Source organism: Bradyrhizobium sp. CCBAU 25338 (assembly GCF_028128965.1).
Classification (GTDB): Bacteria; Pseudomonadota; Alphaproteobacteria; order Rhizobiales; family Xanthobacteraceae; genus Bradyrhizobium; species Bradyrhizobium liaoningense.
The window spans coordinates 110903-134633 of the sequence record NZ_LFKY01000031.1 but is presented as its reverse complement, the minus strand read 5'-3'; the positions used below and the strand labels follow the sequence as shown (position 1 = coordinate 134633).

Genomic DNA, 23731 nt, shown 5'->3' with positions numbered 1-23731 from the left:
GGCGCACAGGAGCTCGATCACGACAGCAATCCTTCCGCCTTCAAGGATGCGCGCACGCTCGGCCTCTGCTCCATGCGAGCCATGAAGTCGCGGATCGATGCGTAGCTGGAGATATCGAGGCCCACGCGCTCGGGCCAGCAGAGCACGTTGTAAAGGTAGGTGTCCGCGACGGTGAACTTTGCGCCCAGGACATAGTCGTGCGTGGAGAGGTGCCGGTCCACGTAATCGAATTTTCCGATCAGATTCTTCTCGGCAAACTTCGCCTTCGTTTCCGTATCCAAGACCGGCGAGAACATGACCGCGAAGTTCTTGTGAAGGTCGGTCGCGACGAAATTCAGCCACTCGAGGGCTTCGTAGCGCTGCCGGCTGCCGAAGGGCGGAAGCAGATCGTGGTCCGTATTGTGGTCGGCGATCCATTGAAGGATGACCGCGCCTTCCGTGATGACGTCGCCATCGTCGAGCTTCAAGGCAGGTACGAATCCCTTCGGCGTCACCTGACGGTAGTCGCCTTCGGCCGTTGTCTTCGTCTTGAAGTCGACCGCGACCAGATCGAACGATTGCCCGGCCTCCCGCAATGCGATCTGCGGAGCGAGCCCGCAGGATCCGGCCGAGTAGTACAGTTTCATTGGAACCTCCGATTAAAGTGGTGACGCCCGGATGCGATCGCGGCCGAGCGTCAGTCGTGGACCGCCCAAAGTGCCTACGCGCCCGTCGAGTCGTCGAACGCCTCCAGCGCACGCGTCGAATAGACGAGAGCGGCGCCCGCATTCATCGCGACGGCGACGCCGAGAGCTTCAGCCAACTGCTCGCGTGTAGCACCGGCCTTCAAAGCCTCGTTGCTGTGGATCGAGATGCAACCGTCGCATCGCGTAGTCACGGCGACCGCGAGCGAGATGAGCTGGCGCGTCCTTTCGTCCAGACGCGCGGTCTTTCGGCCCGCGCCGGAGGCGGTCAGATAGCCCTTGAGGGTGTCGGGGGAAAGCTGCTGCAGCTTGCCGACGTTGGTCATGAGATCATCGCGATTGGCATTCCAGTCCATTTCAAACTCCATGGGAGAGCCGTCGATACGGCGTCGAGGCGAAGGGGGTATCTTCGAGAAGGTGGGTCGAGGTCGGACAACTAGGTCCGACCGTTCTCGTCTGGACGCTCAGGCGACAGCTTTCACGTCCGCCAGCACGGGGTAGTCGGTGTAGCCTTCCGCCCCCTGGCTGTAAAAGGTCTCCCGCTGGGCTTCGTTCAGTGGCGCACGGCCGCGCAGCCGCTCGACCAGGTCGGGATTGGCTAGGAAGGCGCGCCCGAAACTGATTGCGTCGGCGAGCCCGCTGCGGAGATCGGTCTGGGCGCGTGCGAGGTCGTAGTCGCTGTTGAGGATCAGAGGCCCCTCGAAGTGCGGGCGCATCATCGGCGACTGGTGCGGGACATCGCTGGACACGAACGTGCCGTCAGGATTGGCCTCCTTCAATTCCAGGAACGCGATGCCGATAGCGTTCAGGGTCTTCGCCGCAGTGATAAACAAGGGCGTCGGATTGCTATCGTCCACGCCCCAGGTCTCGCCGTTTGGTGATAGGCGGACGGACGTGCGGTCCGCTCCGACGGCACCGGCCACGGCCCGCGTCACCTGCTCCAGCAGGCGCACGCGGTTCTCGATGCTGCCGCCGTACTCGTCTGTACGCAGGTTGCTGCTGTTGCGCAGGAATTGGTCAATCAGCATCCCGTTCGCGGCGTGAATCTGTACCCCATCGAAGCCGGCGGCCATTGCATTGTGCGCCGCGCGAGCGAAGTCGGCGATGACGCCGGAGATCTCCGCAACGGTCAGCGGACGCGCGAGTTCTGAAGGCTTCGGTCCGTCGTAGGTCCAAGCATCGACCGGCGAGATGGTTGCGCTCGACGACACCGGCTGCTCGCCGATCACGGACGGATGCCCCGCGCGGCCCGTGTGTCCGAGTTGTGCAACGATCAGGCCACCTTTGTCATGCACGGCGCGGGTCACGGGTTTCCAGGCGCGCACCTGCTCGTCGGACCAGAGCCCCGGCGTGTAAGTGAAGCCGTTGCCTTGGCGTGAGACGCCGGTGGCCTCGCTGATGATGAGCCCGGCGGAAGCGCGCTGCGCGTAATACTCCACCATCATCTTAGTCGGGACATAGTCCCGGGTCGCGCGACTGCGAGTCAGCGGCGCCATGATGATGCGGTTGGGAGCGTTCAGCGCGCCGAGCACGATCGGATCGAAAAGCGTGGGCATGGTAATTTCCTTCATGACACTCGTGACGCCAAAGGCGACTTCACTGATCTAATGAAGAACCAACTAGTGATAAACAGGCCGCTTTTCCGAACATTGCGGACAGAATGGAATTTATCCTAATGTGTGTCGCCAAGTTTACATGAAATGGCAGGGCGCCGATTCCCGCATTTCGCACGCTGGGCATCTCGTCGACCTGTCCATCTAGAGATCGACGATATTGCCCCCCGAACATCGCATCATCGATGGGCCCGGAAGCACAAAGAGGAGACCGGTGGTGCAGGTGGCAGCGTCCCGCTTCCGACAAGCGTCGGAAGGAAGCTGCGCTCACCTGCTCGCGGGGTGGACAAATGCGGGCCATCCCCGCATGTGGTCGATGAAGCGCTCGCTCAGTCCACCCGTCCTCAGGTACTGGGCCGTCACGGGCAGCCTCGGGCTTTCATACTGGTCGTCTGTCATTACCTGGAGGGGGAAGTCCCGCCGAAGGATGCCCGCCCTACCGATCAATACGAAGTCGCATCCTTCGTCGAGAACTTGCGCTGCACGCTGGGCGCTCATGATCTTTCCTGCGGCTCCTAACCGCACTCCCTTTCGAGAGAGACTCGTGAAAACGCTGAGCATGGTGCGTCCTTGGAACGCACCTTCGCGAACGACCTGAGCGGAATCCCAAAGGGCCAGGTCGAGATAATCGATCAGCTCCCGGTCAAGGATCGCCGCAGTGATTTCACGCAGCTCTTCCAGGAGCAGCCCATAGCGCTCGATCGACAAGCGCCAGCCGATTTGGAAATCGTGGCCGCACGTTCGGCGAATGCCTTCGATGACTTCGATGGTGAGCCGGGCTCGATTCTCGATGCTACCGCCATACCTGTCGGTGCGATCGTTCAACAAAGGGGACATGAACTCCGACAATATCCAGCCGAAAGCGCCGTGGATCGCGACGCCATCGAAGCCTGAACGCTCCGCCCGCCTCGCGGCCGTGATGAAGCTGTCGCGAATCCGCTCGACCTGTTCCGTCGTCAACGCCTTGATGCCTGGCAATGTCCGGCTGGAGGCAGGTGAAGGAATTCCTCCCAATCGCGGATCCGCGCGATGTCCTGCGTGATGTAACTGCACCGCGGATAGACCGCCGCCTTCCCGGATTGAGTTTGCCATCTCCGTTAGGCCTGCTAAATGGACATCGCTGTGAATGCCCAATTGACGCTCGAACGCTATGCCGCTCGCTTCGACGGTCGCCGCGCAGGTCTGGATTAGCCCGTAGCCGCCTCGCGAAAGCTGCCGGGTCCAATCTCGGTCGGACTCGGACGCCACCCCGTCCAGTTCACTTTGCTGATTGGTGAGGGGCGCGAGCATGAAGCGATTCCTCATTTCCGGGCCGTGCAGAAAGCTCAGCGGTTTGAATAGGTCCGAAAACGGCATGAGAAACTCGCGGCGGGGGGCGATGCCGACTTGACTAGAGAACTTCACACACCAAATAAATAAGCCGTTATTCCGAACATTGCGGAAAAAAGTGACTTTATGAGCATCCGTACCGAGAGCGTCGGCGCCATGTCGGCATTTGTGCAGGCCGCCGAATTGCGGAGTTTCAAGCTGGCGGGGCAACAGTTCGGACTGTCATCCTCCGCGATCGGCAAGACCATTGCCAAGCTGGAAGATCAGCTGGGCGTCCGGCTTTTTCATCGTTCGACCCGGGCCATCGCGCTGACTCAGGAAGGCGAGATATTCCTCGATCGCTGCCGCCGGGTCCTGTCGGAACTGGAAGCAGCCGAAGCCGAGTTGGCGCAAACAACGGCGTCTCCCCGAGGACGACTTCGCGTCGGTGTTCCGTTCGCTGGCGACCTGCTAACGCCGCTATTCGGAGAATTCTCGGCGCGATTTCCGGATATCGAACTTGACCTCGACTACAACGATAGGCTCGTCGACGTGATCGAAGACGGTTTCGACGCGGTCATCCGTACAGGCGAAGTGAGCGATAGCCGCCTTATGCACGTGAAGCTGGGCGACTTCTCGTCTCGGCTGGTCGCTTCACCCGGCTACCTCGCAAAAGCAGGCGTACCCCGAAAGGCCTCGGATTTGATCAAGCACCGCCTGCTGCATCATCGCATCTATGAAACCGGAAAGCTCGTCGACTGGGACTTGACCCTTCCAGAGGGCACGGCTTTGCCAGTGGCGCTCGCGACCACCTCATTAGAACCGTTGATCCGCCTTGCGGAGGCGGGCTACGGAGTCGCATCGGTACCTTATTTTGCTGTCGCCGATCTGATGACTGCCGGGACTCTCCGCGAGGTACTTCCCGGCGCCAAGAAGAAAAACCGTGCGCTCCGTCTGCTATGGCCGCGCAGCAACTTCCCGCTGCCAAAAGTCTCTGCGTTCGTCAAATTCATGACAGAATCCCTCAGAAGCTCGTTGAGCGAAGTTGCCAAGTAACGCGCAGGAGACAAGGTCTGCTTTGAACAGAAGTCGGCCCGGTCACGAATCATGTTTGCCGATCCGACGTAATTCAAAGCGCGCGCCGCCGAAGCGCCTCGCTGGTCGGTGTGCGGTATGTCAGCCCTGCAAGCGGCCGGGCGGCGTTCGAATCGTCAAATCCAAAAGTCTTGCAGAACATGCACTGAAGCCGATTTTCACCCCCTATACAATGCAGGATCACTGAAGGGGCAAGATCCTAAGCATCTCGATGCCGCGAGGCAAATGTGCAAGTACTTGAATTATGCGGACGGCCGCAAGAGCTCTGCAATCGTTCGCCCGGCGGGTCCGTAGGGATTGGCCAGTGATTCCAATATGTCGAAATTGTCAATCGGCTTTGGACTGGGACCCCCGATCGGCATCCAAAGGGGACCCCTTTGATCGGCGTGTCATGATGGTAGCGCTCGCGGCGTCGGAGCTGGCCGGGGTTGCGGAGACGGCGCGAGCGCGGGTTGTTTGATTGCCGTCGCGGCTTTTAAAGCGCCAGCTGTCGTTACCGGTCTCGACGATGTCGCAGTGATGAGTCAGACTGTCGAGCAGCGCGGTCGTCATCTTGGCATCGCCGAACACGCTCGGCCACTCGCCGAATGCCAGATTGGTGGTGACGAGGACGGAGGCGCGCTCATAAAGCCGGCTGACGAGGTGGGAGAGAAGCTGACCGCCGGACTGGGCAAAGGGCATATCCGAGCTCGTCCAGGACAATGAAGTCCATGCGGGTTAGGTGCTCGGCAAGCCGGCCCTGTCGCCCGTTGCGGGTCTCGGTCTCGAGGCGGTTGACGAGGTCGACCACGTTATAGAAGCGGCCACGGGCGCCGGATCGGATGCAGCTTCGCGCGATAGCGATGGCCAGATGGGTCTTGCCGGTGCCCGTTCCGCCGACCAGGACGATTTCGTCACCTGCAATAATGAAATGCGCAGACCGAGCGTTCTCGGCGAGTGAATGTTCGAGCAACCCGCCTCTGCGGATCGAGAATCGATCCGACCACGATTTTGAGGACATCAACCGAAGCTCTATCACCACCCACTCCCGGGCCACTACCTCACGGCCTATCCCGCCGACGAAACGGATCTTCCACCCGTTCGTACGGCATCAGCCTCGGCGACAGCCTAGCCGGGCTCTATGCCGTCTTCGGATTGATGGCTGCGGTCTACGAGCGCGATGTCTCCGGCACCGGGAGGGGACGCGTGGTCGATGTAGCACTTTACGAATCCGTATTCAGTTTGCTGGAGGGCTGCCTGCCGGAATTCAGCAAGCTCGGCGTTGTGCGGCAGCCCTCCGGCTCAACATTGCCGATGAGACGCTGGAACTGTTCGCTGACGTATTGGCTGACCCGATCCGAGTGATGCATCAGGGCATCCGGCTTGCCGCGGCGCCTGATTGCCATCAGCAGGGCGTTCGCAACCAACTGCGCTGTCATGCTGGCGCTCATCGACCAGCCGACTACCCGGCGCGAGAACAGGTCGATCACGGTTGACACGTAGAGCCAGCCCTCGCCGTCAAGATGTAGGTGAAGTCGGCTATCCGCCTCTGGTAAGCCCGCTCGCTCACGGACCGTATGCCTACGCCGCCTATCTATACCTAAGCCGCAATCGTGACGAACTTGGATCGAAAGAGACGACCTTGTTGCATCCAGTTCTTTGCGTGTTTCGGAGAGTTGAAGGCCGACGATTCATTACGACGAAGTCCTGGGCGCCTTGCAAGGGCCCGTTTGATCGTCGCGGTCCGGGCCCGGAGGATCGCTTCTAACAACAGGGTGCATTGCCTGCACATACGCGAAATAGCCCGCAAGAATGTGCGTCAATATCCACAAGATGGCATTTGCCATTGATCGGAGAAGGTCGTCTACGAGGCAACCACGATAGCTATGGACATATCGCTTCGCCGTGACTGCATCGGACCGAAACGTGCCCCACGTTCTGCCGCTGATCGGCAGGATGACCTTTGCGGCTCCAACGGGACGGAGAGAACCGCACGTTGGCGATCGAATTGATCTAATCTCGCAATCATCCGATAATCGATCAATCTCTCTTCTCAGGTCGTGGACTGCGTTCGTGTTCCGGGAAGCGCGCGGATCACGGCCTCGACACTTTCCTTCCATACCCTGCGTTGGCCGAGCGCCAGACTTGCAAGTTTGGACCCAAAAGTCTTTCTTATCGACGTACATCACGTGCTCCTGATTTTGAGACAAACTGGAATGTTCTGTTGAAGGCGATAGAAGCCCGGCTCCTAACGCCGAATCTCCTCCTGCTCCTCAGCACTCGTGGCAAAATCGCACCGTCTCCTCTATAAGTGAACGGTGCGGGATACCGAGCCGGCGCAACGTGTCATCGCTAAGTTTGCTTAGGGCTCCTACGGCGTTATCGAATTCTCGCTCCGCCCGCATTAGCCTTGTGAGCAGTACCGCATCTGTCGAGACTTTCCGTGACGCAGGAGCAAGGCCCGCGTCGTGAAACGCCCCACCATCTCTCATACCGAAATAGTTCAGCTTATTCATCGTCGTATCCTTTCTGTCGGCGACGATACGAGGCGTTCTGCAGATGCAGCGAACAACGCCTGGACTCCGCAACATAATCGTCACGGGCGCCTTTCATGTCAGGTTACACCCCAACTAAATTCAGCGGGGTCAAAACTCGCAAATGCTTGCAAATACCTACAAATCGTTCCAATCGAAGCCGTAGGACGACCAGCTACGTGCAGCGCAATCGAGTTAAACTTAACAGTCTACCCGGGCATATTCGCTGCGATCGCTTTGGAATGCAGTTCAATGGCAGTGCGCATAATCGGATGATCGGATCCTTCCGACATTCCGCTCCATGCGCTTTCGATAGTCGACGCAGCCTCTTTAGTTCGCCCCTGATTAATCAGAAGCCTTGCCATCGATATCGCTGCCCGCAACTCCCAACCTTTAGCCGACTGCTGTCGCGCTACTGCAATCGCCTCAAGCAAATGGCGCTCCGCCAATGCCAAGTCCGGGGTCGCAGCCTTGCTTAGGATTTCTCCGCGTGCCCGGTGTAGATCAGGCAACAAATATCCTTCCCCGTCGCATTCCGCGCGGGACGCGGCCTCGTCCAGAATGGCAAGCGCCTCTCCGCCCTCCCCCGTTTCGCCCAGAGCTTCAGCAAGCGAGCACAGGTGCCCCGTCAAAAGCACCCGGTGCCGTTCTTTCCGAAGCTCTGCCGTAGCCGATCGGATATCCGAAATCCCGCTGGCTAAGTCGCCGCGCAGCACTGCTGTTTGACCTCGCATCGCAACGGCCACGGCAGAATACGGCTCAAGCGAGTGCTCCGTCGCGTAAGACATTAGACGGGCAATGCGATTTTCCGCTGTCTTGATGTCGTGCGACCAAATGGCAATCGTGCTCGTATAAATCAAGGCGATGCATAGAGCCACCGGCTGACGCTTGTTCGCAGCATCCACCAATACTTCCTCGGCGAGATGCGCAGCTTGGTCGAACAATCCGCGCAGCCAAAGCGCTCGCATTAGTACAATATTGCCGCGTACCCGATGATCGTAACCGAATGCATTAAAGCGGGACGGCTCTACTCGCGCAGCACGCTCCAGAGCCGACTCGCAAGACCTCTGCGCACTCAGTTGATCGCCGCCAAGGTGGTATGTCGTAGCCTGCATCCATTCGGTCATGGCGAGCAGATCGTCGCGGGACGTACGGGCGGCCAGTTCCGTCGCTCGACGCGACACTTCCGACATTCCGTGGATGTCACAAATACGCGCCTTGAAGATGTGGAGCGCCGACAACAGACGGATTTCCTGCTCGTCGCTTCCCAACGCCTTGGCAAGCGACAGGCCGCGCTCGATCGAAGACTCGGCTTCGTGGCGATTCCCGCGAGTAAACATCGTTGACGCAGCAAGCCCCTCCCACAGGATCAGTTCTACTTCTGAACCGTGTTGCGAGGGATCAAGTTCGGCTAGCGCCAGTTCACACCACCGACCGCATTCCCTTAGAAGGGAAAGACTCAGCATCAAAGGGACAGAATAGCCAACAAGTTCGACAAATTTACCGGAATCTGCTTCGCTTGAAGCGCTCCATTGGAGAGCTGCGCGCAAGTTACCCACCAAGCCGGCGGCCGTCTCGTGCATCGCTTCTGCTGGGGATCGGGCCGACCGTACGGCGGCGACGAGACAGGCCGCGACGTACCGGGCATGACGTCTGGCAACGTCAGTATTTTCGCCGCTTTCCTCAAGCTTTGCCGCGGCATACGTTCTTGTCATATCGAGGACCCGGAAGAGTACCGTCCCCTGATTCACCTCGGTTCGAACTAAGGACTTTTCCACGAGACCCGACAGCAAGCCAGCCACCTGTGATGGATCGACAAGGCTGTCCCCGACAACTTCTTCCGCCGCCACTACTGAAAACGTACCGACAAACACGGATAAGCGCACGAGGACTTTTTTTTCAAGATCGCCAAGAAGATTGTAGCTCCAGTCCAACATCGCGTTCATCGTCTGCTGTCGCCGGTCGGCCCCCCGACGCCCCTGCCACATCAACTTCAACCTGTGGTTCAGGAGTTCATTGGTTCCGTCGATGCCGTGAGCGACGACTCGGCCAGCAGCAAGCTCTATGGCCATCGCTATTCCATCGAGTCGTTGGCAGATCGACACAACCGTTGGGACTTGATCGTCGAGAAGCGGAACCCGATGACCGTTGGCGGCCGCGCGTTCCATGAAGAGTTCTACGGAGGCCCATGTCAGTGCTTCTTCGGCACTCAGACACGCTTCAGACGGAGGCGTGGCAAGCCCGGGAAGCAGGTATACGTTCTCGCCCTCCGCTCGCAATGCTTCACGACTCGTCGTGAGAATGAACATGCCTGGCGCGACCACGGAAAGCCGTTCGGCCACTGCCGACGCGGCTTCGATGACGTGCTCACAATTGTCCAAGATGATCAATCCTCGGCAGTCCCGGGCATAGTCCAACACATCGGAAATGTCATTTTCCGATTGCGGCGCGAGACCCATCGCCGTCGCCACTGCAGCGTCAACCTGCTCCCCGCTAATCACTGCACTAAGATCGACGAACGTAGCCACCCCATCGAGTTTTTCCATAACCGCGTGAGCGACGGCTAACGCAACGACAGTCTTGCCAACTCCGCCATCTCCTACGATGCTTACGAAACGCGTGTCATAAAGTGCTTTGCATATACATTTCACGTCGTCGGCTCGCCCAATCATTCTCCGTAGTTTTGGAGGAAGGGACGAAGCGACCAACGATTTCGGTTCGGCAGGCAGAGAGGGGGGCTCTTTGTCGAACACTTCTTCCGCCTCGACCGGCGCAACAAAGCAATAACCACGTCGCGGAACGGTCCTAATGTAAGTCTGGTTGCGGTTACAATCCCCCAGCAGATTCCGCAATGCCGCGACTTGCACCCTCAGATTGCTATCGTCAATATAAACTCCCGGCCACGCCAGATCCATCAGCTGTTTATGCGTCACGACGCTGCCGGCATTTTTGACGAGCGCGACTAATACGTCGAACGCGCGGCCCACCAGCTTCACCTCGTCGTTGCCTCGCCAGAGGCGCCGTTGTTCGGGCGACAGCCGGTAGGGTCCAAATTTGAACGTTACCCGCTGGCTTGTCGATATCTCACTCATTTTCAACTCTATTCCGCCATCCGTCGTCGCAATACGAATGCCGCGTTTTCTCCCTGTTACGTTGGTAACTTGCTACGTTTATAACCTGTGCTGTGTATCCCGCTTTATACAGGCGGTTCGGCGCCGCACATTCACATACCCCACATACGTTTCTTGCGCCGACTTGATACCTTCGCGACCTCTCAACCTTTCGTTATGCGAGCACCGCTCCACGCGGGTCCTGCACTCTTTGGCATTGGACGGCTGACCGACCTTCAATGGGCCGCTTTAAGCGTTGTGAGAAGCACGGCTCGGAGCAACCGATTGTCCGTCGGCCTGATCGGGAATCTGTCCTGTACTACTGCAGAACTGGGGACGTCGCTCGCGGCTGCGACATGCAACACCGCCGTCCGTATTGCTTCGAGTAGCCTCATCGAACCCGTGGTTGCTTCTTTGCACACATGAATTCTGTTTCGTCCGCAATGTTCGGAAGAAGAGCTTGTTTAACAGGCAGTAGGCCCCCCTTAGTTACATCGCCATGCAAGCCGCAACGCTGACTAGTGACTAAGGAGGTTCCATGCCGACGCTTTTCAATCCGCTAACTCTTGGTGCGATGAACCTCACCAACCGCGTTCTAATGGCGCCGATGACCAGGGGACGTGCTACGCGTGACCACATTCCGACCGCGATGATGGCTGACTACTACGCGCAGCGCGCTGCGGCTGGACTTATCATCAGCGAGGCAGTTGGAATTTCGCGTCAAGGACTAGGCTGGCCATATGCGCCGGGGCTTTGGTCGGACGAGCAAGTTGAGGCGTGGAGGCCTGTCACGCGAGACGTGCATCAAAAAGGCGGCTTAATCGTAGCGCAGCTATGGCATATGGGGCGGATGGCGCACTCGTCTTTGACCGGCGAGCAGCCGGTATCCTCCAGCGCGACTGCTACACCAGGAGAGGCACACACCTATGACGGCAAGCAGCCTTATGAAGTTGCTCGTCCGCTGGAGGTCGGTGAGATACCCGGCGTCATTTCGCATTACGTTAGGGCCGCGCGTAATGCGATCACCGCAGGATTTGATGGAGTTCAGATTCACGCGGGAAACGGCCAGTTGATCGACCAATTCCTCCGGAACAACGGCAACGCGCGAACGGACGAGTATGGTGGCAGCATCGGCAATCGCTTGCGTCTACTGCAGCAGGTGACACGCGCGGTTGCAGACGCGGTGGGCGCGGATCGCACGTCGGTCCGCCTGTCTCCCAACGGCGAAACCTACGGCGTCGACGACAGCGATCCAACGCCGCTGTTCATCGCCGCGGCCCGCGTGCTTAACGACATCGGAATTGCGTTTCTGGAATTAAAGGAGGCCAGCCCCAACGGGACGTTTATTTCGACTGACGTCCCACGACAGTCGCCTATGATGCGAGCCCATTTCGCGGGCCCGATGATCCTCAACAGCGACTATGACCTTGCACGCGCGCAGGTCGATCTCGACAGCGGGCTTGCTGATGCGATCAGCTTCGGGCGTCCCTTCTTAGCGAATCCGGATCTTGTCGAGCGATTGATTGGAAACTTGCCACTCAACGAAGTGCAGAACGACACGCTCTACACTCAGGGGGCGGAAGGTTACATCGACTATCCGTCAATGGCGGATACCAACGTATTTGCATGATTGGCTGAACGTATCGGTCGGACCTCGCCCGGCCGCCCTCCCCTGTCGGCGACGGCGCACCCGCCGATCGGTCCTCGCGATCTCCTATTCTCCCGAGAGTGGTTGAACGATGGCACAGCAATTCGAATTCGATCTCTTCACGATCGGTGCGGGATCGGGTGGCATAGCGGGTTCGAGGCGTGCTGCCTCCTACGGCGGCCGGGTCGGCATCTGTGAGAACAGCCGGGTGGGCGGAACCTGCGTGATCCGCGGATGCATCCCCAAGAAGCTACTCGTGCATGGCGCGCACGTCGCCGAGGAGATCGAGGAAGCCGCCGGTTTCGGCTGGACGATTCCCGTGCCGACTTTCTCATGGCCGGACCTCATCGCGGCGAAGAACCGAGAGATCGATCGGCTGAACGCCATCTATCTTCAGATGTTGGATGGTGCCGGCGTGGAGCTTTTGGAGGGTCGTGGCCGGATGGTCGGCCCCCACGCCGTTCAGGTCGGCGACCGCATCGTCACCGCCCAACGCATCCTGATCGCGACTGGCAGCCGGCCCGTCCTGCCACCGATACCTGGCATCGAGCACGCGATCACTTCGGAAGAGGCGCTTAACCTCCCGGCGCTGCCGAAGCGGCTCGTCATCGTCGGTGGAGGGTACATCGCCGTCGAGTTCGCGGGCATCTTCCAGGCGCTCGGCGGCAAGGTGACGCTCGTCATTCGCGGCGATGCCGTGCTGAAGGGCTTCGATCATGACGTCCGCTCGCATCTGACACAGGAGATGGTCCGATCCGGCATGACCATTCTCGCCGGCGCCGCGGTCGATAGGATCGAGAGAGCCGGCACCGATATCCGCGCCCATCTCCACAATTCGGTGAAGGTTCTCGAGGCGGACCATATCCTGTACGCGGTGGGCCGCATCCCCAACACCGGTGGGCTCGGTCTGCGAGATGTCGGAGTCGAACTCGGGCCGCTTGACGCGGTCGCCGTCGATGAATGGTCGCGCACGAACGTCGATGGCATCTACGCGGTCGGCGACGTCACGAACCGGAAGAACCTCACGCCCGTCGCGATCGCGGAGGCCCGCGCCTTCGCGGAAACCGCATTCAACGACAATCCGACACGTTTTGATCCGTCACGCGCGCCTACCGCTGTGTTCAGCATGCCGCCGGTCGCCACGGTGGGCCTGAGCGAGACGGAATCACGGCAGCGGGGCCATGCGATCGACGTCTACCACAACTGCTTCCGCCCGCTGAAGCACACGCTGAGCGGCAGCAACCGCCGCGTGATGATGAAGCTGGTGGTTGACCGGGCAAGCGACATGGTCCTGGGTTGCCATATGGTCGGTGCGGATGCGGCGGAGATCATGCAAGGGCTGGCAATCGCGCTTGAGTGCGGCGCCACGAAGACGCAGTTCGACCGCACCGTCGGCATTCATCCTAGCTCCGCCGAGGAGTTCGTGACGATGCGAGAACCATCGCAAGCGCCGCCCGATAAACATTTTCGGGCAAATGTCTGATCCGCGGCAAAGGCAGCGTGGCCAGCGCAAAGTCGAGGACAATCTCGCCGCCATGCCGGACGTGATCATCAGCGTTGGGCGGCGTAGAGTCCCAATACTTCAGTTGGATAAAGCACCAACCATCAAGGAACTTCGACCCGCCGCCTCTTTGACACGAGCGCCGGCTGTTCGGATAGTCCGGCTTAGGGCACCATCGTCCAATGATCGGGACGTTGAGTTCGAATTTTGCAGCTCTTTGCGTCATCGACTAGTGGCTAGATGACGCGAACAATCTTGATAGATGATAGCAAGCTTGGAACCGCTGAGAATGTTTAGATTGTCAGGAGTTATCTCGTCCACGCGCCAATTTCGGCTTAGAATTGCCTTGGCCTGCAGCTTGCAATTTCTGGCCGCCGGATCGCTGGTATCGTTTACGTCACCGGTGGGCTTGAAAATTGAGTCAGACTCTTGGCAACGGGACAAGCGACCATGACCGCGCATGACGGCATTGTGCTGGTGACCGGCGGCTGCCGTGGCATCGGGGCCGCGACCGCGACGCTGCTCGCCGAGCAGGGCCAGCGCGTGGTCGTTGTCGACATCGCGCCCGACGCCATGCCGGGAACGCAGGCGATATTATGGCCCGATCCATTCGATGTCGCCAGCGACAATGCTGTTATCAGCGGCATCGCTGCCATCGAAGCCGCCCATGGACCGATATCGGGACTGGTCAATGCGGCCGGGGTATTCGGCAAGATGCATGCGGCCGAGCGCGTGCGAATGGACAATTGGGATCGCGAAATTAACATCGATTTGCGCGGCACATTTCTCGTTGCGCGCAGCATCGGCGTGCAAATGACAAAACGGCGGCAGGGCTCCATCGTCAATGTCGCCTCCGTCGCGGGCATGACCTCCGGCCCGATCCACGCTTATACCGCGGCCAAGGCCGGCGTCATCCAGATCACCCAGACCCTCGCCGCCGAATGGGGCCGCGCCGGAGTGCGGGTCAATGCCGTGTCTCCCGGCTTTACCCGCACCGTCGCGCTGGAGGCTGGAATAGCATCGGGCGCGCTGGACAAGGACCGGCTCTCCCGCAACACCGCGATGAACCGTCTGGTCGAACCATCCGAAGTCGCCCAGGCGATTGCGTGGCTGCTCGGACCGCTGAGCAGCGGCGTAACCGGGATCAATCTGCCGGTCGATGCCGGCTTTATCGCAGGCTCAACCTGGGACGCTTATGGCGGAATGCGGGAAGTGCCGGGAGCGCAAGAATCATGAACATCGAGACGCCGCGCAAAAAGCTCGATCTGTCTTCGGCCATTGCCGAGGGCGATGGCCATATGAACCTTCCTCTCTCCAGTCTCTTGGTGAACAGGCATTGCCCCTGGCCATCGTGCCAGATCACCTTCACAAGATCGCTGCGGCGACCCCGGAAGACAAACAAATGACCGCTGAGCGGATCCTTGCGCAGCACCTCCTGCACCTGGAGTCCTAACGACGGAAAGCCCCGGCGCATATCCGTGCGGCCTGTCGCGAGCCACACTCGCGCGCCCGTTGAAACCGGAATCATCGGTAGGCCAAAGCATCGAGAACGCGACGTAGCGCGGCTCCATCAACGTCGCCATCGACCCGGATGCGATGCCCGCTACCAAGATCGATCTCGATGATGCCATCGCTCTTGCGTCGCCGCGCCATCGTCGTCAACGGCGCTCCGGCCAGCTCCCGCGGCGACGCAGGCGGCCCAATCTCCACCGAGACAAACGGAGCCATGCTCGCTTCGCCGTGCAAAGCTCCTTTGCGCCACCTGAACAGCTGGCTCACATGAAGCCCGGCCGCGCGAGCCACCTCGGAAACACTGGCGCCGGGCTCGAGCGATGCTGCAACAAGCCGTTCTTTCTCGTCCTGCGACCACCGGCACCGCCGCTCGACCAATGTGATTACCTCCGTCCTCGAAATCGTCATAGCGCTTCTCCTGGGATTACCCCTAGGACCTGCAGCGATCCCGTTCATCAAACAAGGCGGCCTTCAATGGAGGGATACAGAGGTGCTGCCGTTCCTACGCAAGGACCCTAACTGGCCGCACCCCGATCGCGCCGTCAGCAAGAGCAATGACCGGCATCGTCTGGAACTTACGGAGTTCATCCAGTCCGAATTGAAGGACCGGCCCAACTCAATCGAAAAATGCGTTCCGAGCTACCCGCCCTGTGGCAAGCGCATCCTGCTCGACAATGGCTGGTTCAAGGCCCTGACCAAGCCCATGTCGAACTGTCACCGATCCGATCGACCATTTTACCCGAAATGGCATCGTCACCTCGGACGGTAAGCTGCGGCCCGCGGATGTGATCGTGGTATCGACCGGGTAATCCGGCTGCAAACGCGGAGGGCAGCTTGCCCACGGCGGCCAAGCCAGGAGCCGATAGTGCCCGCATGTTCTGGAAGATCGGCACCGCGCGACCGATGTTCATGCCGGGATAAGGCTTCGGAAGTGCTCCAAAAACACAAAACTATCTGAGCTCGTTTTTCAGGCGCTGACGCGGCTGTCTGATCCCTTGAACTGAGCAGTTACCCGGTAAATAGCACCCTCGCCAGGGAGTCTTGAGGGACGAGCGGCTCGAACTGTTGCGCATCAGCGAAGGCCCTCTGGAAGGCCGGCCGCTGCGCTATGCGGGAAAGATATGCTTTGACGCTCTGGTTATCATCCAGGCCATAGCTACGCGCCCAAAGGAGAGCATGCGCAACCATGCAGTCAGCAGCAGTGAAGCGGCTACCGCATATGAATGGCTGTTCCGCGAGCCGTCGCGCGATCATTGGCAGTGCTTCCGTGGCGAACTTCTTACGATATCGCTCGATTGTGCGTACATCGCGCTGATCCGCATTGAGAACGTGCTTATGAATGCGGATTTGCCAAAGCATCATGTCAAACGATGCTCCACATGCGTGGATTACCGAAAGATAATCTGCGCGTGCCGGCGTAAGCGGCGCCGGGGGCGGTGCTAGATCTGCGGATGGGAACGCATCGGCAAGCATCACAATGATCGCGCCACTTTCTGTCATCGAGAGTTTAGATCCGTTATCCATCACGACCTCAACAGCAGGCACGGCGTGAAGAGGAGAGCGCGCTATGTAATCGGCGTGATACTGATCTCCCCGATAGAGGTCGACCCGCACGACCTCGGGATCGACATCCGCCCCGAGCTCGTAGAGCAACCAGGCGACACGGGCGCTTCTGGTCCCAGGGTAATGATAGAGGGTAATCTTCATGAGACGTAACCACTTGTCGTGCGCAGTAGCCTGCATTGATCACACGGTAGGACCGGATAGCAGAATATTTGGCGGTAAACAGCGCAGCAATTGGTCGGTCAATATAGTAGGCGATCTGTCTCTTGCAGGATCTCTGCAACACATCGTCCTGAGGATTGATTTTCCGCGATCATCATTTCTGCTCAGGCCCGGCGAGGTGGTTGCTGTGAGCGCGGCAAGAAGTGAGATCCCTTCCTGTATGAAGACGGGCGCGACCGCGACGATTTGTTGATGGCATATAAGCCGGTTGAATTGTCTTCCAACGCAATATGAGCGAGCGCCTCGCGGTCGACGTTTCCGAGCGCATCGAGAGGCAAAGCATCGATGACGATCAGCCTTTCCGGGACTTTGTAGTCTGCAAGATTATTGGCGATTGTCGAGAGAATGAAAACGAGAAGCTCTTCACTTTGCCAGTACGCAAGCTGAAGAAAGCCGACGACGCGATGTCCCATCGCGCCATCTGGCAAACCTACAACTGCAGCCCGCAGGACGGCAGGACTGGCGGCTATGAGCGCATTCTCCACCTCCACCGGCGCAATGTGTTGCCCCGCTCTAACGACGATTTTGTTCTGACGCCCCATAAACCAAAACTCCTCGCCCTGGCGCGGGCCTAAGCGCTCTTAGGTGCTCTCGACGATAGGCCGGGGATGCGTGATAGCAAAACAATTTCTATCGGAATATTTCCGCTGTAGCTTAAAAGCGATTTCACGGCAGATTACGTCTGCTGCCGCCGCACTGGAAACGTTAAACGTTGAGCTACCTTGCGGTGACACCGAGCCGACCCCAACTCTCCTCACGTGTCGTGCAATAGACGCGCTGAAGAAATGGTGGTTATCGCCGAATATTGAAAGAATGAATTCGGCTCAACTGGGCGCGGCACCGAAAGCGTCTACCAAGTTCATCTCCCTTGCTTCCTAAGGCGGGAGCCCGGTCGTTCGTACTTCCCGGATCGGAGTCCCCATATGCTTTACCGTGACAGTGCCTAGGCCTGCCCGGCGACAACGCGGAGAATTGGCGTCTGCGACCGCGCTGATCGCGTTACGAAGCAAAGAAGGTACGTCTAGCCCGCGAACCGAGGATGGGTATTCTCGACGCTGATGCTGGCCGACCTCTGCCGCCACCTCGCTGGCGCTGATCCGAAGGCGCTCTTGAATGCGCGCGAGAAAGCAGCTTCGGATCCGTAGCCGACGGCGTCGGCGATTTGCGAAAGCGAGTCTCGACCCTCGGCCAGTTTGCCAGCAGCAACTTGCATGCGACAGTATGCAAGGTAACGCATCGGTGCCATGCCAATGAGTCGCACGAAGCGGCCCGCTACCGCCGACCGCGAAAGACCGACTCCTCGTGCGAGCTTTTCGACGGTCCAGGGGTGCGCCACATTGGAATGAAACATAGCCAGTGATCTCGCGATATAAGGATCGCGCAGAGCGGCGACCCATCCGCGCCCCTCCTGATAGTTCCCAGCATACTGTCGGAGCGCCTCGCTGAACAACAGTTCGGACAGCTTCGTCAGCATGGTTCTTGTGCCTAGCCGCCCCGCATCAACCTCGTCTGCGGCATATTCGAACGTTGAACGTATCCAATCCGCTCTGCCGCTGTCGTTGAAGTTGAGCTTCAAATATGAAGGTAGCAACGATATGAGGGGATTACTATGAACGTCAGCACAGCCTAGGAAGCCGCATACCATTCGCGCGGTTGCGCCCTGCCCACCATGCCTAATCGAAAACGAGCGTTTACCGGGCGAAGCCTCGATGATATCGCGAACCGCCACCGGCGGGAGATCGAGATCACTCCCCATCCGATGCAGCTGATTGTGCGGAAGCATGATGACGTCGCCTTGCCTCAGAAACACCTCGTGTTGCGCATCGTCGTCAATGCGAAAGCGTACGCTGCCCTCCATGATATAATGATACGGAATGAGATATGAGTTCGCACCGAGCAAAGGTGCGCAGATTTCGGGCAGCACCTGCGAAGTCAAGCACCAAGGCGCGTTGAATTGCGCATGAAGATAGATCGCGCCAGTGATTTTCGACAAAGGCACGATGTCGGGCAACTCCTCCATCACAGGCTCCTTCAATCATCGTCGGCGGATTTGGCGTCTCAATCATGAGATCGGGTGGACCAATCATAGATCGTGCAATGGCTGCGGCATATCAATCTCCCCCCACGCTCTGTTGATCAAGAAGGCGCGATGTTCCTCTCTTGGGATCGCATTGCCCCGAAGGACGGAATGTCTTCCGATCACAGCAGCGTTATTTCAGAAACGGAGAAGAAGGTATGACTGTTGCGCGCAATATCCCCAACCTTGAGATCGTCAACGGGCTCGATGTGGGAGGCCTCGAGAGCCTGATCAATCGAGCCAAGGCCGACCCGACGGCCGCGATCACCAAATGGCAGGTCACCAGCAGCTGGGAAGGCCAAGCCCATATCCACGCTAAAGTGGACAGCTTCTCGATGGGCGGCAAGTCGTCCAAACGCGGCTTTTCGATCGATATCGACGAGCCGCCGGAATTGTTGGGTGCGGACGATCACGCCAATCCGCAAGATCATCTCCTGGCCGCGTTGAACGCCTGCATGATGATCGACTATGTCGCACAGTGTTCGATCCGCAGGATCAAGTTGGAAAGTCTCGAGATCGAGACCCGTGGCGAGATCGATCTGCGCGGCTTCCTGGGCGTGGATCCTGCAGTTCGCGCCGGATACGAGAACATCGACTACATCGTTCGCGTCAAGGGTGATGGCACGCCGGAGCAGTTTGCAGAAGTTCATGAGGCTGTGATGGCGACCTCGCCGAATTTCTACAACCTTACCAAGCCCGTCACGCTCCGACCAAAGTTGATCGTCGAGTAGATCGGGATTCCCGCGGTGGCGTCGCTCGCCGCCGCGGGAATGGCTTTGCCGGCCCGCAGGTCAAACGATAGACACCGCGACAAATTGCCCACAAATCACCATCGTACGCCGCTTGCCTCAGCAGTCGGTCAGCTTCCGGCCGTCCGTCGCTTGGAATCATTGCTTTATAAGCCACCGGCGAAAGGGCGCTGGACAATCCGGCCGCATTTGCGATCTGCGTGCGGGAAAGCACCTAGGACGAGAACTGTAAGATCGAACTGGACCCAGCATGAAAGATCAGTTCAACAACCTCGGCGACTTGGCCGGACGGAGGAGTGCTGCTCTCAGCTTGTGTGCAAGGGGCGGTGATGACTTTAGTGACGACATCTGTAAGTCGGGCTATATCCTTGTGGCCAATGATGACGCGGTGATGCGGCAGATGGTGGCCGGCTATTTCGCGGATCACGGCGTCCCCACTTACTCTGCATCGAATCGCACGGAACTGAACCGACATTGTACCCGCTCCGATCCTAGCCTGATCATACTGGCCAGGAGGCTCGGACAGGATGATGGCCTCGATCTCCTTAGGGCCATCCGCTCGCACTCCGACGTTCCCGTGATCATCACAGCGGATGGCCACCTAGATGAAATGGATCGCATCACGGGTCTCGAACTCGGAGCGGACGATTACATCCTCAAGCCTTTCAGCTTGAGAGAAGTGCTGGCGCGGGTGCGGGCTGTGTGGAGGCGACAGGAAATGGGGCGCGTCGCGCGTGTGCGCGTCCCCGAACGGGGCGGCTACCGATTCGGGGGCTGGCAGCTCGAGTGCCGCCGTCGTAGGCTGCTGGATCCCACCGGCGCACCGTTGTCGCTGAGCAAAGGTGAATACGCCTTGCTGCTGGCATTTTTGGAAGCGCCGCAGCGTCCACTGTCGCGCGAGCAGTTGCTGCAGACCACACGTATTCACAAGGACATCTTAGATCGGAGCATCGACGTCCAGGTGCTGCGGTTGAGGCGCAAGCTGGAAGTCGATCCCAGCGCACCCCGTGCGATTCAAACGAAGCGTGGGGTCGGCTACGTCTTTGCGTTCCCGGTTGAACCGCTCTGACAGCAGTGGCGCTTCCACAGCGCACGCGCGCAATCAATTTTGGATTGGATCGGCGCCCGGTGACCGGACGGGATACTGCAAGACCGTAAGCCAGCTTCGCCGGCGGCGATCAGGATCGCCCCGGACTGGCTCATCCGCCTACCGTCGCACTCGAGAACCGGAATTTCACCCATCCCGCTCGTTGCGGCGCGCCAGGCAGGGCCACGAGTCTGGCCACCGGCGAAATCGACACCGACCGGCTTCCAGTCGAGCCCGGCACAATTAAGGAACAATGCGACCTTGAACGAATTGCCCGAAGCTCCGACGCAATGCAGCCTATAAGCCATCCATCGATTCCTCGCGGCTTTCAGCGTAATCCTCGGCTGCTGCCAGTGATATGTCAGCAGTGTTTGATGCCCGACATAGGATGACGGTTGCTCGAGGAGCATGGACCGACGTCGAGTCTGCCGTCCGTTCCGTCGATAGCCGCAGGACCGCGACCGAATTCATCTTCCGACTACGATGACGGATCTATGTCATCGCGACGTGCGTCGGCGGCGCCCGATCGCCGACGTGCAAACGTTGGGTCGATGCTCTCATTCGGCATCCGGCAGTCGATTGCCGTGGACGGATGCTCCATCCGTCCACGAGAACCGCGTCTATGCGCCTGCCCGCCTGGGAGCCTTGCTCTCTTCCGGCTCGATTTCTGCGGACATGGGGCGTTCGAGAAGCATGGGCGAAGACTGACCTATGGTGGCATGGTTCTCATGCTGAACGGCGAGGTGCCTCTGCCGGCTTTCCTTGGCGAGAAGTTTCTGCCGATACATCTCCACCCGGCTCAGCGCTGCGGGGGCGGCCGCGCCGTTGTCGCCGACGTAGCGGAGCGGACGGTGTTCGCGGTTGTCGAAGTTCAGCGAGAGCACGTCCGGCCGCGCGTAGTGTCCCACCGGGTCCGCGGCCCCTTTCGCCAGAATGATGGCGCTCAGGTCGATGTCGCCGTAGATGATGCCCTCGATGTGCTCCGGCAACGGATCGGCCAGCGAAGATCCGTCGGGCCCGAAGATGCGGGCCCAGCCGCCCCCTACCGGCGACTTGCCGTCAGGGCCCGCCAGGTATCCCCGTCGCTCCTCGGTGTTGCCGAAGTAGTCGAGCGTCGCTTCTCCGATCAACTGCGAGGCGGCGATCACGAACACTTGGCCTTCGAGCGCGTACGACCGGGTAACGGTCTCGTTCGCCTCCAGGCCGAACTGGAACACGTGCTGTCTGAACGCGAACAGGGCCGGCCAGGACGCGATATGGACCTGTTCGCCGAGGCTGTACATGAGTTGCTTGTTCAAAGGCTGAAAGTGCTCCCAGCACTGCAGCGCGCCGACGCGCCCGAACGGGAAATCGTGCGTGAAGAAGTCGATGCCCTTGCCTTCCCCGTACAGAGTGCGCTCGGCATGGCTGGGCTTGAGCTTCCGTCGGTTGCCGACGATCTCGCCAGTCTGGTCGATGAAGGCCTGTGCCATGTACCGGCTGCCGCCCTCGCGCTCGGAATATCCGAGAATGATGGCGATGTTGTTGAAGGCCGCGGCCCGCTGGATGCGTTGCATCCTCTCGTCGCCGAGCTCCAGCGAGTTCTCGTGGTATTTGAGGTAATGGCTGTAGGCTCCGAGTTGGTCGTTCACCCAAATGAACTGAGGATAGCCGGGAAGCCAGACCTCGGGGGTAGCCATGATCTGCGCGCCGTTGCGCGCAGCCTCCTCCATCATGGCGATTGTCTTGTCGATCGTCGCGTCGACGTCCATCCAGACCGGCTCCGCCTGGATCGCGGCCGCACGAAACTTGCTGTCATACGAAGTCATCCTCGTTACCCCTATGTTTGCTGATCATGAAACGTGCGAGCGAACGGCGTGCTTTCGTCACGCGACTGTCGCCCAGCCCGCCGGGCGCCGCGCATTCTTCGAAGCCGTTCAGGCATCGAAGACATCGAGAGGGAGAAATGCCGAAACGATGAGATTCGGAACGTCGACGACCTGGCTGATCTTCAGGTCCACGGCGACGCTGGTCAGGCAATATGCCTGCTCCCGCGTGAAGCCGCGCGTATCCACGATGTATTCGATCATGTTCAGCAGCGCGTTGCGCGCGGCCATCGTAAGATCCTCGGACTCGTTGTGCAGGCCGTCGCGGCTCACCGAAGTCCCCGTCGTCGCGTAGAAGCGCTTCGGCACCGCCATCGACGGCTCGGCGAAGTAGTCCGAGCGCTCGAAAGACGGGTCGTTCTGCTTGCGCCGCCTCGCCTCGCCCTTCAGCACCTCGAATTTCGCCGCGAAGGTCGCGCTTGTCTCGACCGCCGTTCCGCAGGATTCGCCGTCGCCTTGCGCGAAATGCGCGTCGCCGACCGAGAACAGGCCCCCTTTCTGGAATACCGGCAAATACAGTGTCGTGCCGACGGTCATCTGCTTGATGTCGATGTTTCCGCCGGTTTCGTGTGGCGCGAACGTCCGGATCGCGTTCGCCGCTATCGAGGGGATCGACGGCACCGCTGCGTCTGGTTCGGAGAGCAGCACGAAGCCGCCACGCCCCAGCAGATTCTTCTCCCGAGTGTTTATCTTGTTCAGCAGATCGTGGGACGGAGCCACCCCCATCACGCCCATGAATGGGGCGCCGCGAATCTTCACGCCGGGCAGACCGGGAGAGCGTGCGAACCCGCCGGACATTTCCCAATGGATTAGATGAGGGGTCTGGAAATGATCGCGCAGAAACCCGAAGGCTGGAGAGATCAGCGTGAAGCCGCGATCCGCGGTCTCCACCGCCTCGATCTTCACGGCCAGCAGGTCGCCGGGTTCGGCCCCTTCGACATAGACCGGTCCGGTGAGAGGATGGATTCGGTTCAGATTGACGCTCTCCAAATCGGAGCCGGTCATCTTGGGATTTATCTGCCCGTCGAGACCGTCGAGCGTTTCGATCTCGACCGTCGATCCCGAAGAAACGGTTATCGCGGGCTCGATGTCGGGATGCCATCTGTTGTGCCCCGTGCAGCATGGCTGGTCGCACAATGGCTTTCCGGATTCGATGCGAATCCGATGTTTTTCTTTTTGCATCAT

21 protein-coding genes and 2 pseudogenes are annotated in these 23731 nt (G+C 59.5%); 8 read left to right on the top strand and 15 right to left on the bottom strand.

Going from position 1 to position 23731, the window contains the following annotated elements:
* Positions 1-17: 17 nt before the first annotated feature.
* The 4 genes from gstA to ACM42_RS12020 all read right to left on the bottom strand — a co-directional run bounded on the left by gstA (position 18) and on the right by ACM42_RS12020 (position 3652).
* The gene (gene gstA / locus ACM42_RS12035; protein WP_271528115.1) at positions 18-626 is read right to left on the bottom strand and encodes a glutathione transferase GstA; all 609 of its coding nucleotides are present in this window, start codon (positions 624-626) and stop codon (positions 18-20) included.
* 74 nt (positions 627-700) lie between these two features.
* Entirely contained in the window at positions 701-1009 is a 309-nt protein-coding gene (locus tag ACM42_RS12030; RefSeq protein ID WP_271528114.1) for a carboxymuconolactone decarboxylase family protein, read from the bottom strand.
* A 138-nt stretch (positions 1010-1147) separates the two neighbouring features.
* On the bottom strand, positions 1148-2239 hold the full coding sequence (locus ACM42_RS12025) for an alkene reductase (protein ID WP_271528113.1): 1092 nt from the start codon (positions 2237-2239) through the stop codon (positions 1148-1150).
* Positions 2240-2563: 324 nt separating this feature from the next.
* A complete protein-coding gene (locus tag ACM42_RS12020) occupies positions 2564-3652 on the bottom strand; it encodes an NADH:flavin oxidoreductase (RefSeq protein ID WP_271528112.1) in 1089 nt (362 codons plus the stop codon).
* Positions 3653-3751: 99 nt separating this feature from the next.
* Here ACM42_RS12020 and ACM42_RS12015 point away from each other — a divergent pair, with 99 nt between their 5' ends.
* Complete coding sequence (locus ACM42_RS12015) at positions 3752-4660, top strand: LysR family transcriptional regulator (RefSeq protein WP_271528111.1); 909 nt, start codon at positions 3752-3754, stop codon at positions 4658-4660.
* Positions 4661-5026: 366 nt separating this feature from the next.
* Here the strand turns inward: ACM42_RS12015 and ACM42_RS12010 are convergent.
* A pseudogene (locus tag ACM42_RS12010) lies at positions 5027-5588 on the bottom strand (ATP-binding protein); the annotation flags it as partial.
* 248 nt (positions 5589-5836) lie between these two features.
* On the opposite strand from ACM42_RS12010, the gene ACM42_RS12005 reads away from it, so the two are divergent.
* Positions 5837-6043 carry a hypothetical protein gene (locus ACM42_RS12005; RefSeq protein ID WP_271528138.1) on the top strand — a complete coding sequence of 69 codons (207 nt, stop codon included), beginning with the start codon at positions 5837-5839 and terminating at the stop codon, positions 6041-6043.
* Here ACM42_RS12005 and ACM42_RS12000 read toward each other — a convergent pair.
* Positions 5986-6224, bottom strand: a pseudogene (locus tag ACM42_RS12000) (DDE-type integrase/transposase/recombinase); the annotation flags it as partial. The gene ACM42_RS12005 and the pseudogene ACM42_RS12000 sit on opposite strands and share 58 nt — an antisense overlap.
* A 1197-nt stretch (positions 6225-7421) precedes the next feature.
* Positions 7422-10304 carry an ATP-binding protein gene (locus ACM42_RS11995; RefSeq protein WP_271528137.1) on the bottom strand — a complete coding sequence of 961 codons (2883 nt, stop codon included), beginning with the start codon at positions 10302-10304 and terminating at the stop codon, positions 7422-7424.
* Positions 10305-10860: 556 nt separating this feature from the next.
* On the opposite strand from ACM42_RS11995, the gene ACM42_RS11990 reads away from it, so the two are divergent.
* The 3 genes from ACM42_RS11990 (at position 10861) to ACM42_RS11980 (ending at position 14707) form a co-directional block, all read left to right on the top strand.
* On the top strand, positions 10861-11952 hold the full coding sequence (locus ACM42_RS11990) for an alkene reductase (protein WP_271528110.1): 1092 nt from the start codon (positions 10861-10863) through the stop codon (positions 11950-11952).
* A gap of 109 nt (positions 11953-12061) precedes the next feature.
* Entirely contained in the window at positions 12062-13453 is a 1392-nt protein-coding gene (gene gor / locus ACM42_RS11985) for a glutathione-disulfide reductase (protein ID WP_271528109.1), read from the top strand.
* A 468-nt stretch (positions 13454-13921) separates the two neighbouring features.
* Positions 13922-14707, top strand: a complete 786-nt coding sequence (locus ACM42_RS11980) for an SDR family NAD(P)-dependent oxidoreductase (protein WP_271528108.1) — start codon at positions 13922-13924, stop codon at positions 14705-14707.
* Here ACM42_RS11980 and tnpB read toward each other — a convergent pair.
* A complete protein-coding gene (tnpB, locus tag ACM42_RS11975) occupies positions 14640-14999 on the bottom strand; it encodes an IS66 family insertion sequence element accessory protein TnpB (protein ID WP_442868922.1) in 360 nt (119 codons plus the stop codon). The genes ACM42_RS11980 and tnpB overlap by 68 nt on opposite strands.
* Entirely contained in the window at positions 14996-15391 is a 396-nt protein-coding gene (gene tnpA / locus ACM42_RS11970; RefSeq protein WP_271528107.1) for an IS66-like element accessory protein TnpA, read from the bottom strand. Before tnpA ends, tnpB begins: the two co-directional genes overlap by 4 nt.
* Before the next feature lie 82 nt (positions 15392-15473).
* On the opposite strand from tnpA, the gene ACM42_RS11965 reads away from it, so the two are divergent.
* Positions 15474-15752, top strand: coding sequence for a hypothetical protein (locus ACM42_RS11965; protein WP_271528106.1), 279 nt, complete (start codon positions 15474-15476; stop codon positions 15750-15752).
* 239 nt (positions 15753-15991) lie between these two features.
* On the opposite strand, the gene ACM42_RS11960 is transcribed toward ACM42_RS11965, so the two are convergent.
* From ACM42_RS11960 to ACM42_RS11950, 3 genes are all read right to left on the bottom strand, one after another.
* Positions 15992-16690 carry a glutathione S-transferase family protein gene (locus ACM42_RS11960; RefSeq protein WP_271528105.1) on the bottom strand — a complete coding sequence of 233 codons (699 nt, stop codon included), beginning with the start codon at positions 16688-16690 and terminating at the stop codon, positions 15992-15994.
* A 182-nt stretch (positions 16691-16872) separates the two neighbouring features.
* Complete coding sequence (locus tag ACM42_RS11955; protein ID WP_271528104.1) at positions 16873-17310, bottom strand: AMP-binding enzyme; 438 nt, start codon at positions 17308-17310, stop codon at positions 16873-16875.
* A 479-nt stretch (positions 17311-17789) separates the two neighbouring features.
* Positions 17790-18788, bottom strand: a complete 999-nt coding sequence (locus ACM42_RS11950) for an AraC family transcriptional regulator (RefSeq protein ID WP_271528103.1) — start codon at positions 18786-18788, stop codon at positions 17790-17792.
* A gap of 140 nt (positions 18789-18928) precedes the next feature.
* On the opposite strand from ACM42_RS11950, the gene ACM42_RS11945 reads away from it, so the two are divergent.
* Together ACM42_RS11945 and ACM42_RS11940 are read left to right on the top strand one after the other, a co-directional pair.
* Positions 18929-19576: an OsmC family protein gene (locus ACM42_RS11945; protein ID WP_271528102.1), complete on the top strand. Its 648-nt coding sequence runs from the start codon at positions 18929-18931 to the stop codon at positions 19574-19576.
* 268 nt (positions 19577-19844) lie between these two features.
* Positions 19845-20663, top strand: a complete 819-nt coding sequence (locus ACM42_RS11940; RefSeq protein ID WP_271528101.1) for a winged helix-turn-helix domain-containing protein — start codon at positions 19845-19847, stop codon at positions 20661-20663.
* On the opposite strand, the gene ACM42_RS11935 is transcribed toward ACM42_RS11940, so the two are convergent.
* The 3 genes from ACM42_RS11935 to ACM42_RS11925 form a co-directional block, all read right to left on the bottom strand.
* Positions 20630-20989 carry a glutathione S-transferase N-terminal domain-containing protein gene (locus ACM42_RS11935; protein ID WP_271528136.1) on the bottom strand — a complete coding sequence of 120 codons (360 nt, stop codon included), beginning with the start codon at positions 20987-20989 and terminating at the stop codon, positions 20630-20632. The two genes, ACM42_RS11940 and ACM42_RS11935, sit on opposite strands and share 34 nt — an antisense overlap.
* Before the next feature lie 312 nt (positions 20990-21301).
* The gene (locus ACM42_RS11930) at positions 21302-22489 is read right to left on the bottom strand and encodes a carbon-nitrogen hydrolase family protein (protein WP_271528100.1); all 1188 of its coding nucleotides are present in this window, start codon (positions 22487-22489) and stop codon (positions 21302-21304) included.
* Between the two features lie 108 nt (positions 22490-22597).
* A complete protein-coding gene (locus ACM42_RS11925) occupies positions 22598-23728 on the bottom strand; it encodes an acetamidase/formamidase family protein (RefSeq protein ID WP_271528135.1) in 1131 nt (376 codons plus the stop codon).
* Between the last annotated feature and the right edge of the window lie 3 nt (positions 23729-23731).